This is a genomic window from Kitasatospora sp. MBT66, assembly GCF_000710405.2.
GTDB lineage: Bacteria > Actinomycetota > Actinomycetes > Streptomycetales > Streptomycetaceae > Kitasatospora > Kitasatospora purpeofusca.
In genome coordinates this window covers 1,267,306-1,279,100 of sequence record NZ_JAIY01000006.1, presented here as the reverse complement: position 1 = coordinate 1,279,100, position 11,795 = coordinate 1,267,306, and the positions used below count along the sequence as shown (strand labels likewise).

Annotated in this window: 13 protein-coding genes and 1 pseudogene; 8 read left to right on the top strand and 6 right to left on the bottom strand. The window is 73.9% G+C overall.

Annotated features, from left to right (window positions below; translation table 11 throughout):
* Nucleotides 1-552, bottom strand: a pseudogene (locus BI06_RS53630) (GNAT family N-acetyltransferase); the annotation flags it as partial.
* A 172-nt stretch (nucleotides 553-724) separates the two neighbouring features.
* Here BI06_RS53630 and fdxA point away from each other — a divergent pair.
* Together fdxA and dapC are read left to right on the top strand one after the other, a co-directional pair.
* A complete protein-coding gene (gene fdxA / locus BI06_RS18140) occupies nucleotides 725-1,051 on the top strand; it encodes a ferredoxin (RefSeq protein WP_030061559.1) in 327 nt (108 codons plus the stop codon).
* Nucleotides 1,052-1,073: 22 nt separating this feature from the next.
* The gene (gene dapC, locus BI06_RS18135; protein WP_051741224.1) at nucleotides 1,074-2,225 is read left to right on the top strand and encodes a succinyldiaminopimelate transaminase; all 1,152 of its coding nucleotides are present in this window, start codon (nucleotides 1,074-1,076) and stop codon (nucleotides 2,223-2,225) included.
* A 106-nt stretch (nucleotides 2,226-2,331) separates the two neighbouring features.
* Here dapC and BI06_RS55535 read toward each other — a convergent pair whose 3' ends face one another.
* Both BI06_RS55535 and BI06_RS18125 read right to left on the bottom strand, forming a co-directional pair.
* A complete protein-coding gene (locus BI06_RS55535) occupies nucleotides 2,332-3,117 on the bottom strand; it encodes a hypothetical protein (protein WP_051741222.1) in 786 nt (261 codons plus the stop codon).
* A 304-nt stretch (nucleotides 3,118-3,421) separates the two neighbouring features.
* The gene (locus BI06_RS18125; RefSeq protein WP_043469138.1) at nucleotides 3,422-4,450 is read right to left on the bottom strand and encodes a hypothetical protein; all 1,029 of its coding nucleotides are present in this window, start codon (nucleotides 4,448-4,450) and stop codon (nucleotides 3,422-3,424) included.
* 168 nt (nucleotides 4,451-4,618) lie between these two features.
* Here BI06_RS18125 and dapE point away from each other — a divergent pair, with 168 nt between their 5' ends.
* Together dapE and BI06_RS18115 are read left to right on the top strand one after the other, a co-directional pair.
* Complete coding sequence (gene dapE / locus BI06_RS18120) at nucleotides 4,619-5,692, top strand: succinyl-diaminopimelate desuccinylase (protein WP_030397146.1); 1,074 nt, start codon at nucleotides 4,619-4,621, stop codon at nucleotides 5,690-5,692.
* A 133-nt stretch (nucleotides 5,693-5,825) separates the two neighbouring features.
* Complete coding sequence (locus BI06_RS18115; RefSeq protein ID WP_045939037.1) at nucleotides 5,826-6,635, top strand: TIGR00730 family Rossman fold protein; 810 nt, start codon at nucleotides 5,826-5,828, stop codon at nucleotides 6,633-6,635.
* Between the two features lie 37 nt (nucleotides 6,636-6,672).
* Here BI06_RS18115 and folP read toward each other — a convergent pair whose 3' ends face one another.
* Nucleotides 6,673-7,485, bottom strand: a complete 813-nt coding sequence (gene folP, locus BI06_RS18110) for a dihydropteroate synthase (protein ID WP_051741394.1) — start codon at nucleotides 7,483-7,485, stop codon at nucleotides 6,673-6,675.
* A gap of 158 nt (nucleotides 7,486-7,643) precedes the next feature.
* Between folP and BI06_RS18105 the strand changes: the two genes are divergently transcribed.
* Both BI06_RS18105 and BI06_RS18100 read left to right on the top strand, forming a co-directional pair.
* On the top strand, nucleotides 7,644-8,090 hold the full coding sequence (locus tag BI06_RS18105) for a DivIVA domain-containing protein (RefSeq protein WP_037781934.1): 447 nt from the start codon (nucleotides 7,644-7,646) through the stop codon (nucleotides 8,088-8,090).
* On the top strand, nucleotides 8,087-8,689 hold the full coding sequence (locus tag BI06_RS18100) for a DNA-3-methyladenine glycosylase I (protein ID WP_043469131.1): 603 nt from the start codon (nucleotides 8,087-8,089) through the stop codon (nucleotides 8,687-8,689). Before BI06_RS18105 ends, BI06_RS18100 begins: the two co-directional genes overlap by 4 nt.
* 45 nt (nucleotides 8,690-8,734) lie before the next feature.
* On the opposite strand, the gene BI06_RS18095 is transcribed toward BI06_RS18100, so the two are convergent.
* Nucleotides 8,735-9,535 (bottom strand): enoyl-CoA hydratase-related protein, encoded by an 801-nt coding sequence (locus tag BI06_RS18095; protein ID WP_030397157.1) that lies wholly within the window; start codon nucleotides 9,533-9,535, stop codon nucleotides 8,735-8,737.
* Between the two features lie 289 nt (nucleotides 9,536-9,824).
* Here BI06_RS18095 and BI06_RS46440 point away from each other — a divergent pair, with 289 nt between their 5' ends.
* Nucleotides 9,825-9,992 carry a DUF3117 domain-containing protein gene (locus tag BI06_RS46440; RefSeq protein WP_078880497.1) on the top strand — a complete coding sequence of 56 codons (168 nt, stop codon included), beginning with the start codon at nucleotides 9,825-9,827 and terminating at the stop codon, nucleotides 9,990-9,992.
* A gap of 130 nt (nucleotides 9,993-10,122) precedes the next feature.
* On the opposite strand, the gene BI06_RS18090 is transcribed toward BI06_RS46440, so the two are convergent.
* Nucleotides 10,123-10,755 (bottom strand): O-methyltransferase, encoded by a 633-nt coding sequence (locus BI06_RS18090; protein ID WP_030397151.1) that lies wholly within the window; start codon nucleotides 10,753-10,755, stop codon nucleotides 10,123-10,125.
* 240 nt (nucleotides 10,756-10,995) lie between these two features.
* Here BI06_RS18090 and sigE point away from each other — a divergent pair.
* The coding region (gene sigE / locus BI06_RS18085) for an RNA polymerase sigma factor SigE (RefSeq protein WP_107113344.1) at nucleotides 10,996-11,795 on the top strand (800 nt) is incomplete at its 3' end.

Here is an 11,795-nt window from a genome sequence, read left to right as displayed (position 1 = left end):
GCCGCGGGCGAGCCCGGCCAGCGGCGCGACCCGGACCAGGGTCCGCGCGCAGGTGGCGCCCAGGCGGTCCAGCTCCTCCTGCAGGCCCTCCGGCGAGCCCGGAGCGCCGACCTCGAACAGGGCCGGCAGCCCGCCCGCCGCGTACCAGGCGCGGACGGCCGCCACCGCCCGGTCGAGCGGCAGGCCGGGATCGCCGAGCGCCAGGGCGGAGTTGGCCCGCCGGGTGAAGCCGGCCGAGGCCCGCAGGGTCCATTCGCCCAGCGGTTCCTGCTCGACGGCCGGCCAGCCGCGGGCGGCGGTCCGCATGAGTCCGACCGGGTCGGCCGGCGGCAGCGGCGCGCGCCGGGCGGGGAAGAGCGGCACCGTCTTCCCCGCGACCAGCAGCCGCTCGTCGAAGGAGACCGGTCCGCCGGTCCGCGGCACCACCGTCAGGCCCGCGTCGTCCCAGGAGACGAGTACGCCGATCACGTCGCGGAAGACTGGCCGGTTGTCGTCGGCGAAGCCGGCGAGCCGTCGTACGGAGACCCTCCGGCCCACGTCGGAGCGATCCATCCGGACCTCCGGACGGTCCTGAACCGGCCCTTCGACGGCCATCTGGGCACCTCCTGTGCATTTGCGGTCTCCGACCCGCGATACTAGGGGCGGGCATCGACGACACCGCGCTCACCCGCGCACGCGAGAAAACAGAATGGGCCGCCGAGCCCTTCCGAGGAGGAACGACAGCGTGACCTACGTCATCGCGCAGCCTTGTGTCGACGTCAAGGACAAGGCCTGCATCGAAGAGTGCCCGGTTGACTGCATCTACGAGGGCGAGCGATCGCTCTACATCCACCCGGATGAGTGTGTCGACTGTGGCGCATGCGAGCCGGTCTGCCCGGTCGAGGCGATCTTCTACGAGGACGACACTCCGGAGGAGTGGAAGGACTACTACAAGGCGAACGTCGAGTTCTTCGACGACCTCGGTTCGCCCGGCGGTGCCTCGAAGCTCGGCCTGATCGAGCGCGACCACCCGTTCATCGCCGCTCTGCCGCCGCAGAACGCCGACCACTGACCGGATCGGTGGCAATTCAGCTGTGACTACCAAGAACAGCACGCTCGCGCCGTTCCCGGGCCACCCGGGGGCGGCGCGCCGCGTTTCCGACCTCCTGCCGGTGTTCCCCTGGGACAAGCTGGAGCCCTACAAGGCCACGGCGCTCGCCCATCCGGGCGGGATCTGCGACTTCTCCGTGGGCACCCCGGTGGACCCGGTCCCCGAGGTGATCCAGAAGGCGCTCGCCGCCGCCACGGACACTCCCGGCTATCCGACCGTCTGGGGCCCGGAGGAGCTGCGCGAGGCCGTCGCCGGCTGGCTGCGGCGCCGGCTCGGCGCGGAGATCGGCCCGCGGGCCGTCCTGCCGACCGTCGGCTCCAAGGAGCTGGTGGCCTGGCTGCCGACCCAGCTCGGCCTCGGCCCCGGCGACCAGGTCGCCTACCCGCGGCTGGCCTACCCGACGTACGAGGTGGGCGCCCGGCTGTGCGGCGCCGAGCCGGTCGAGTACGACTCGGTGGACGAGCTGGACGGCTCCCGGGTGCGCCTGCTGTGGGTCAACTCGCCGTCCAACCCGACCGGGCGGGTGCTCGGCGCCGACGAGCTGCGCCGCACGGTGGCGTGGGCGCGCGAGCACCGGGTGCTGCTGGTCAGCGACGAGTGCTACTTCGAACTGGGCTGGGAGGCCGAGCCGGTCTCGGTGCTGCGCCCGGACATCTGCGGGGACGGCCACGAGGGCCTGCTCGCGGTGCACTCGCTGTCCAAGCGCTCCAACCTGGCCGGCTACCGCGCCTCCTTCGTGGCGGGCGACCCGGTGGTGGTCAAGGAGCTGCTGGAGGTGCGCAAGCACGGCGGCATGATCGTGCCGGCCCCGGTGCAGGCCGCGACGGCGGCCGCGCTCGGGGACGACGCGCACGTGGCCGAGCAGCGGGAGCGCTACGCGGCCCGGCGGGCGGCGCTGCGCGCGGCGCTGGAGGCGTACGGCTTCCGGATCGAGCACTCGGAGGCGAGCCTCTACCTGTGGGCGACCCAGGACCGGCCGTGCTGGGAGACCGTCGCCGAACTCGCCGGACTGGGCATCCTGGTGGCGCCCGGCGACTTCTACGGTCCGGCCGGCGACCGGTTCGTCCGGGTGGCGTTCACCGCGACCGACGAGCGGGTCGCGGCGGCGGTGGAGCGGCTGAACGCGGCGCGCTGACCGCGGTGGAAGGCCGAAGGGGCCGGTGTTCCGAGGAGGAACACCGGCCCCTTCGCCGTTGTCGTACCGGGGTGCCGCCGACCCCGGACAGGGGAGCGCGGCCGGACTAGAGGCCGAGGCCGCCGCCGTTGACGCCGCCCAGCAGGCCGCCGATCGGGCCGAGCGCGCCGGTGAGGCCGCTGAGGCCGTTCAGCGGGCTGTTCGGGCCGAGGTCGGCGCCGCCCAGGCGGTTGGCCGAACCGTGCTCGGCCAGGCCGAGCACGTCGGCGCCGGGCAGGCCGGAGGTCAGGCCGCCGGGGACGGCGCGGCCGACGGCGCCGAGCGGCAGCGCGTCGGTGACGGCGTTGGTGCTGGGGACGGCCTGGGTCAGCCCGCCCGCGCCCGGAACGGCGTTGGCGACCGCACCGGCCTGGGAGAGCCCGCCGACCGGGTTCGCCCCGCTCTGCGCGCTGCGCTGCGGGGTGGCGGCGCGGCCGGTGACGGCCTCGCCGAGCTTCCCGGCCAGGGTCTTGGCGACCTTCGGGGTGACGCCCGACAGCTGGCCGGTGGTGGCGGCGGTCTGGTCCACCGGGGCGGTCAGCGAGCTGGCCTTCTCGTTCGCCTCGGGGAGCTGCTGGGCGACGATGTTGCCGGTGGCGTCGGCGGTGGCGGGCACCCCCGCGGCCACGGTCGCGGCGCCGGTCGTCCCGGCCGCCTGGCCCAGCTCGTGGGTGGTGTGCTGCAGGGTGGAACCCGTGTCGGTGTTGGTCAGCTGGCCCAGTGGGGCGGCCAGGTCGCTCTTCGGCAGCAGGGCGTCCGCGGCGGACGCGGAGCCGGCCGCGACCAGCGGGGTCGCGCCGGCCGCCACGAGCAGAGCGGCCTGGGCGATCCGGCGCGTGAGGGGGTGAGACATGGGGCTCCTCGAAAGGGGTCTGGGTCCGTTCCGTCCGCCGGGCGGACGACGGTGTTACCGCTTGAGAAGCCAGAAGGTTTCGGCCCGTGCAAGGAAAACGTCGTACCGACCATCCGACGGTATGACCGCAGCGGGAGCCGCTCCCGGGGCCGGTCCGGAGGCGCGGGCGCACGGCGGGCCAAGGGGAGTGACGGTTCTGCGACCCACCCGGCCCGGCCGACCCCACGTCCACCTGCGTTGACGCGAATCACTCGTGCGGCGGCAACCCGGACACCAGTGCGTCAGCCGCCGGGACCCCCCGGTCTCAGCCCTTCGCGGGAGCCGTCAGCGAGACCAGCACCAGCTTGGTCGAGGTCCCGGTCGACTGCGGCTTCCAGCCGTCCTCGGACTTCGCCTTCCGCCAGATCCGGCCGTCGTAGGCGACGGTCTCGATGCCGAGCCGCTGCGCCTGGGCCACCGCCCAGTGCGCCACCGCCCAGCCGTTCTGCCGTTCGGCCTCCGGCCCGGAGTCGGTGGACGCGGTCGGGTCCGGGGTCAGCGAGACGGCGTTCTCGGCGCCCTTCACCGTGGACGTGTAGCCGGCCGCCGGGGTCACCGTCCGGCCGAACTCGCGGCGGACCCGGTCGCTCAGCACCTGCGTCCGGTCCGGGCGTGCCGCCGCCGTCGCGCCGTCGGTCGGCGCGGCCCCGGCCGGGGCCGGCGAGGAGTCCTCCGCGTCGGTCTCCGGCACCGCGAAGTCGTGCACCACGCAGTTCAGCGCGGCCGCCTCCCGGCCGGTCAGGGCCGAGGCCAGCAGGGTGGCCTTGGTCTCGTGCTTGGCGTAGGCCTGCGGGTAGCCGCTCTTCTGCACCTGCTGGGCCGCGTCGGTCAGCGGCAGCCGGGTGTAGCCGGGCACCTTCACCAGGCCGTCCAGGAACTTGTTGGTCGCGTAGACCGGGTCCAGGATCTGCTGCACGGTGCCCCAGCCCTGCGAGGGCCGCTGCTGGAACAGGCCCACCGAGTCCCGGTCGCCGCCGGCCAGGTTGCGGATCTTGGACTCCTGCATCGCGGTGGCCAGCGAGATGGTCACCGCCCGGTCCGGCAGGCCGCGGGCGTGCGCGACGGCGGCGATGGTGGCGGCGTTGGCGGCCTGCGGGAGCTCCAGGGTCCCTTCGCCGGCCGGGGTCTTCACCGAGCAGCCCTCGGGGGTCAGCAGCTTCTGGTCGCGCAGCCAGTAGAGCCCCACGGCGACCACGGTCAGCACCAGCAGGACGATCAGCACCGCGCGCACCGGCCTGCGGCGCCGCGGGGGCGCCGCGTCACCGTCCCCGCCGCCGCTCTTCCGCCTGGCCACCGCCGCCCCTCTCCACCGAGCACTCCGAACCGACACCGTACCCACTCGGACGGGTGTGCGGCGGCGGACGGTTGCCCCCGGACCGCACCGAAGCCGTCACAGGCCGGCCACGGCCCGGTTCCGTCGGGGGAGCCGTACGGGGTTCGGACGGGACTAGGCTGGACGACCATGAGCAGCTCGAAGACGCCCCTTGACCTCACCCTCGACGGCGGCGCGCTGACCGCCCAGCTGGTCGACTTCCCCTCCGTCAGCGGCGACGAGCAGGCGCTCGCCGACGCGGTCGAGGAGGCCCTGCGGGCCCTCCCGCACCTGACCGTCGACCGCTACGGCAACAACGTCGTCGCCCGCACGAACCTCGGCCGCGCCGAACGGGTCCTGCTCGCCGGCCACATCGACACCGTGCCGATCGCCGACAACCTGCCCTCCTGGGTCGAGGGCGACCTGCTCTTCGGCTGCGGCACCTCGGACATGAAGTCCGGCGTCGCCGTCCAGCTCCGGCTCGCGGCCACCCTGCCCGAGCCCAACCGGGACCTCACCTTCGTCTTCTACGACTGCGAGGAGGTGGAGGCCCACCGCAACGGCCTCGGCCACCTCGCCCAGGCCCACCCGGACTGGCTGGCCGCCGACTTCGCGGTGCTGATGGAGCCCAGCGGGGCGGTCGTCGAGGGCGGATGCCAGGGGACCCTGCGCGCCCAGGTCCGGCTCACCGGCGTCCGGGCCCACTCGGCCCGCAGCTGGCTCGGCGACAACGCCATCCACCACGCCGGCGAGGTGCTGCGCCGGCTCTCCGAGTACCGGGCGCGCAAGGTCGACATCGACGGCCTGGAGTACCACGAGGGCCTCAACGCGGTGCGGATCGACGGCGGCGTGGCCGGCAACGTGATCCCCGACGAGTGCGTGGTGACGGTCAACTTCCGCTTCGCGCCGGACCGCGACGAGGCCGAGGCGGAGAAGCACGTGCGCGAGGTCCTCGACGGCTTCGAGGTCACCGTCACCGACTTCGCCCCGGGCGCGCTGCCCGGTCTCAACCAGCCGGCCGCCAAGGCCTTCCTCGCCGCCACCGGCGGCACCGCCCGCGCCAAGTTCGGCTGGACCGACGTGGCCCGCTTCAGCGCGCTCGGCGTCCCGGCGGTCAACTACGGCCCGGGCGACCCGAACATGGCGCACAAGCGCGACGAGCACTGCTCGCTGAGCGCGATCGCCGAGACCGAGGAGCGGCTGCGCGCCTGGCTGACGGCCTGAACCCGGCGGACGGCCGGACCGGTCCCGCGGCCGGTCCGACCGTCCGACCATCGGCCGAACGCCATCTTCCGGTTGCCCAACCGACCTTCCACCGTTGCCTGAAAAAGGGGAGGCAGGGGCGTAGGGTTTCGTCATGACAGGCACTGGAGACGAAAAGCACTACGGCCACGGTCCTGAGCAGGTGGGCGAGCCGCGCCCGAAGAAGGCGTGGCCCGAGAAGCAGAAGGGCCCGGTCCTGGTGCGCCGGGACCAGGTCGGCGAGAGCACCACGGACCAGCGGCTGCTGGACACCACCGGCCCGACCGACTGGCTGCACACCGACCCCTGGCGGGTCCTGCGGATCACCTCGGAATTCGTCGAGGGCTTCGGCGCGCTCGCCGAACTCCCGCCCGCGATCAGTGTCTTCGGCTCCGCGCGGACCCCGGTCGACTCGCCCGAGTACGCCGCGGGCGTGGCGATCGGCCGGGCCCTGGTGGAGGCCGGCTTCGCGGTGATCACCGGTGGCGGCCCGGGCGCGATGGAGGCGGCCAACCGCGGCGCCTCGGACGCCGGCGGCCTCAGCGTCGGGCTCGGCATCGAGCTGCCCTTCGAGCAGGGGCTCAACGAGTTCGTCGACCTCGGGCTGAACTTCCGTTACTTCTTCGTCCGCAAGACGATGTTCGTGAAGTACTCGCAGGGCTTCGTCGTCCTGCCCGGCGGCCTCGGCACCCTGGACGAGCTGTTCGAGGCGCTCACCCTGGTGCAGACGAAGAAGGTCACCCGCTTCCCGGTGATCCTCTTCGGCAGCGCGTACTGGGGCGGGCTGGTCGACTGGCTGCGGAACACCCTGGTCGCCCAGGGCAAGGCCGCCCCGCACGACCTGGAGCTCTTCCACGTGACCGACGACATCGACGAGGTCATGAAGATCCTCGCCGACGCCCGCCGGCCCGTGAACGAGATCTAGGCGCCTCCCAGGACCCGGGAGGGGCCCCCGGTGGCCCCTACGCCAGCCCCCGGCGGGCCACGGCCGGCGGGCGGGTGCCGCGGATCGAGGCGACCATGTCGAGCACCTGCCGGGTCTCCGCCACCTGGTGCACCCGGTACACCTGGGCGCCCAGCCAGGCGGAGACCGCCGTGGTCGCCAGGGTGCCGAGCAGCCGCTCGTCCACCGGCCGGTCCAGCGTCTCGCCGACGAAGTCCTTGTTCGACAGAGACACCAGCACCGGGAAGCCGGTCGCGGTCATCTCCGGCAGCCGCCGGGTCGCCTCCAGCGAGTGCCGGGTGTTCTTCCCGAAGTCGTGCCCCGGGTCGATCAGCACCGCGTCCCGCCGCACACCCAGCTCCACCGCCCGCTCGGCCAGCCCGACGGTCACCCGCAGGATGTCCGCCATCACGTCCTGGTAGCCGGCCCGGTGCGGCCGGGTGCGCGGCTCCGCGCCGCCGGCGTGCGTGCAGACCAGCCCGACGTCGTGCCGGGCGGCCACCTCGGCCAGCTGCGGGTCCACCCCGCCCCAGGCGTCGTTCAGCAGGTCGGCGCCGACCTCGCAGACCGCCTCGCCGACCTCGTGCCGCCAGGTGTCCACACTGATCACGGCCTCGGGGTGGCGCTTGCGCAGCTCCGCCACGAACGGCACCGTGCGCCGCAGCTCCTCCTCGACCGTCACCTCGTCACCCGGCCCGGCCTTCACCCCGCCGATGTCGAGGATCGCCGCGCCCTGCGCCATCGCGCGGTCGGCGGCCTCGAACGCGGCCTCGTCGGCGAAGGTCGAGCCCTTGTCGAAGAACGAGTCCGGTGTGCGGTTGACGATCGCCATGATCACAAGCTCGTCGTCGCCGAATTCCCGTGGTCCCAGGCGCAGTGCCACCGATCTCTCCTTAACAGCTGCCGCGGGTGCGATGATGGCCCCCCCGGCCCATCGGGACCATGATCCCACTCCTGTCGGGGCCGGCCGGAGAATCGGGAGGACCGCTCGTGTTCTGGGTGATCGTGGTGGCCATGGCCGTAGTGGTCGGCGGTGCCGCGCTGGTGGCGCTGGGCGGCGGCGGTTCGCTGCCCGAGGCCGTGCAGGACCGGATCTCCGCCCGGCTGCCGCAGGACCGCCCGCTGGGCCGGGCCGACGTGGACGCGCTGCGCCTGCCGATGGCCCTGCGCGGCTACCGGATGGACGAGGTGGACGACGTCCTCGACCGGCTGGGCGCCGAACTCGCGCACCGGGACGCCCGGATCGCCGAGCTGGAGGCGCTGGCCGCCGTGCGCGGCGCCGTCGAGGCGGCCGACGGCCCCGAGCCCGGCGCCGAACCGCTGCCCGGGCTGGAGGAGTTCGCCCTGGTGGTCGAGCCCGCCGTCGCCCTCACCAAGTCCGCCGCGGCCCCCGCGGCCCGCGGTCCCGAGGACGCCGTGCCGGACGGGGAGCGGTGAGCGCCGGCACCGGCGCCGTCCTGGGGGCGGACGGCCTGCGCCGCTGCGCCTGGGGCGATTCGGCGGACGACTACCGGGTCTACCACGACACCGAGTGGGGCCGCCCGGTGCGCGGCGACGACGCCCTGTTCGAGCGGGTCTGCCTGGAGGCCTTCCAGTCCGGTCTGTCCTGGATCACCATCCTGCGCCGCCGCGAGGGCTTCCGGGCCGCCTTCGCCGGCTTCTCGATCGCCGAGGTCGCCGAGTTCGGCCCCGCCGACGTCGAGCGGCTGCTCGCGGACACCGGGATCATCCGCAACCGGGCCAAGATCGAGGCCTCGATCGCCAACGCCCGGGTCGCCCGCGAGCTCGACGGCGGACTGGACGCGCTGATCTGGGGGTTCGCCGGGGACCCGGACCGGCCGGCGCCCCGCACCCTGGACGAGGTGCCGGCCGTCACGCCCGAGTCGACGGCGCTCGCCAAGACCCTGAAGAAGGCCGGCTTCCGGTTCGTCGGCCCGACCACCGCGTACGCGCTGATGCAGGCCTGCGGACTGGTGGACGACCACCTCGCCGACTGCCACGTCCGCACGGCGTCCGCGGGCCCGGGCCGGGCCTGAATCCGGGCCTGAACCCGGGCACGCGGGGCCGACGCTCCAGGGCCCCTAGCGGCCCAGGTAGGCCGGCTTCTCCTTGGCGATGAAGGCGCGGACCGCGATCCGGTGGTCCTCGCTCGCGCCGGCCAGGGTCTGCAGCTCGTCCTCCTTGTCGAGCAGCTCGCTCAGCGAGTGCGAGGCGCCGTACGCCAGCGACTCCTTGATCGCGCCGTACGCCACCGTCGGGCCCTCGGCCAGCTCCTTGGCGAACACCCTGGCGGTGGCGGCCAGTTCGGCGGCCGGCACGACCTTGGTGGCCAGGCCCAGCTCCATCGCCTCGGCCGCCTTCACGGTGCGCGGCAGCATCAGCAGCTCGGTCGCCCGGGCGTGGCCGACCAGCCGCGGCAGGGTCCAGGAGGCCCCGGAGTCGGCGGTCAGCGCGATCCCGGCGAACGCGGTGTTGAAGCCCGCGGTGTCCGCCACGATCCGGAAGTCGCAGGCGAAGGCCAGCGAGGCGCCCGCCCCGGCCGCCACCCCGCCGACCGCGGCCACCGTCGGCTTGCGCATCCCGGCCAGCGCCCGCAGCAGCGGGTTGTAGTGCTCGGCCACGGTCCGCAGCGCGCCCTCGCCGGTCTCCTCGGCCCGCTTCAGCAGGCCCAGGTGCTCCTTGAGGTCCTGTCCGACGCAGAACGCCCGGTCGCCCGCGCCGGTCAGCAGCACCGCGCGCACGGCGGGGTCCTCGGCGGCGGCGGTCACGGTGTCACGCAGCGCCACCTTGGTCGGGACGTCCAGCGCGTTCATCGCCCCGGGGCGGTTGATCGTGATGACGGCCAGGCCGCCGTCCAGCTCGTACAGCACCGAATCGGACATGGACGAGAGCTCCCTTGCTCGTGGTCGTGGGCTGCCAGGATGCCGGAGCCCCGGCCCGCCTGGGGAGTGTGAGGTATCGCACCTTCCGGTGGCGTACGGAGCGGCGCCGCGCCGGGGCTTATGCCGGTTATTGGGAGGGATTGCGGCGGTCCGGACGAGGTTGCACCGAGAGTGATGTTGGTCATCAGGCCGTGGCATGCGGGATAATGGCTTCCGATCAATGCGTTCGATACCGGCGGTGGACGGACTGCCGGTGCGTAGCTGAGCGGTTGCAGGAAGGGGAACGAGCATGGCGGCCATGAAGCCGCGGACGGGTGACGGCCCGCTCGAAGTCACCAAAGAGGGGCGGGGCATCATCATGCGCGTTCCGCTCGAAGGCGGCGGACGCCTCGTGGTGGAGCTCACGCCCGACGAGGCCCACGCCCTCGGCGAGGCCCTGAAGAAGGCCTGCGGCTGACCGCAGCAGGTGCTCGCCATCTCCTGGAGATGTGCCGCCGGGCCCGGGTACGACCATCGCGTCGTCCCGGGCCCGGTACGTTCCGCCCCCGGGCCCGGTCCGGCCGCGTTCCGGCGGCCGCGCGCCGCCGCTAGCGCTTCACGGCGCAGAGCAGCCCGTCCGACACCGGCAGCAGCGCGGGCAGCAGGGCGTCGCTCTCCCGGACGTCCCGGACGAGGTCGCGCATCGATCTGGTCCGCGGGTCCTGGAGCTCCGGTTCGGCCAGACGGCCCTCCTGGAACACGCCCTCGAAGCAGACCAGCCCGCCCGGCCGCAGCAGCCGCAGCGACTCCTCCAGGTAGGAGCCGGACTCCGCCGGGTCCCCGTCGCAGAACACCAGGTCGTACTGGCCGTCGGCGAGCCTGGGCAGCACCTCCAGGGCCCGGCCCGGTATGAACCGCGACCGGTTGGCCGCGAACCCGGCGGCCTGGTAGGCCTCCTTCGCCAGCTGCTGGCGCACCGGCTCCGAGTCGACGGTGGTGAGCACGCCGTCCGACCGCATCCCGCGCAGCAGGTACACCCCGGAGACGCCCGTCCCGGTGCCGATCTCGGCCACCGCCTTGGCACCCGACACGGCGGCCAGCAGTCGCAGACAGGCACCGCCGCTCGGGCCGATCGCCCTGATCCCGGTGCGCGCGGACTGCGCCCGGGCGTAGGTCAGCACCGCGTCCTCGCCGACGAAGGTGTCGGCGAGCGCCGCGCGCGCGGGCCCGAACTCGCTGATGGCTGCCTCTTTCGGAGCCCCGGGTGGCGGCCCGGTGCCGAGCGGATGTCGATATTTCCTGCCACAGATTACTGGCCGGGCGGGAACCGCGTACGGCGGCGGGCCGTTGAGGGAGCAGGGACCGGGCGAACAGCGCGTCCCGGACACCCTCCGGGAGCCGCTTCGGCGGGCCGGACGGTGCCGCGGATACCGGAGGCGGTCCCGGACACTTCTTATCCGGGCTTGACGGGCGAGGTGGATATGGTGGTGGCCCTGCTGGGCAGAAGAGCCGACCGAGGAGGTGTGGCCGAGGGCGACGTCCCCGTGCGGCGGCACCCCCGCGGCACCGCGTCGGCCCGTACGCCGAAGCCCGTGATGAACCAGCCTGCGCACTCCACCCTGGACCAGCCGGCCGCCGCGCCCGAGGCGCCCGCCGGCCCCGCCGAGGCCCCCGCCCTCGCGACCTTCGCCGAGGGCCCCGACGCGCAGACCTGGACTCCGCCCAGCTGGGAGGAGATCGTCGAGGCCCACAGTGCGCGCGTCTACCGTCTCGCCTACCGGCTGACCGGTAACCAGCACGACGCCGAGGACCTCACCCAGGAGGTCTTCGTCCGGGTCTTCCGTTCGCTGTCCACGTACACCCCCGGCACGTTCGAGGGCTGGCTGCACCGGATCACCACCAACCTCTTCCTGGACATGGTCCGCCGCCGCCAGCGCATCCGCTTCGACGCGCTCGGCGACGACGCGGCGGAGCGGCTCGCCTCCCGCGAGCCCAGCCCGGCCCAGCACTTCAGCGACACCCACTTCGACGCCGACGTCCAGCACGCCCTGGACACCCTGGCGCCCGAGTTCCGTGCCGCCGTGGTGCTCTGCGACATCGAGGGCCTCTCCTACGAGGAGATCGCCGCCACGCTCGGCGTCAAGCTCGGCACTGTCCGCAGCCGCATCCACCGCGGCCGCTCGCACCTGCGCGCCGCGCTCAAGCACCGCGCCCCCGGCTCGGCCCCCGGCCGTGAGCGCCGGGGCGGCGGCGCCGAGGAGCAGCCGGTCCCGGTCGGCGC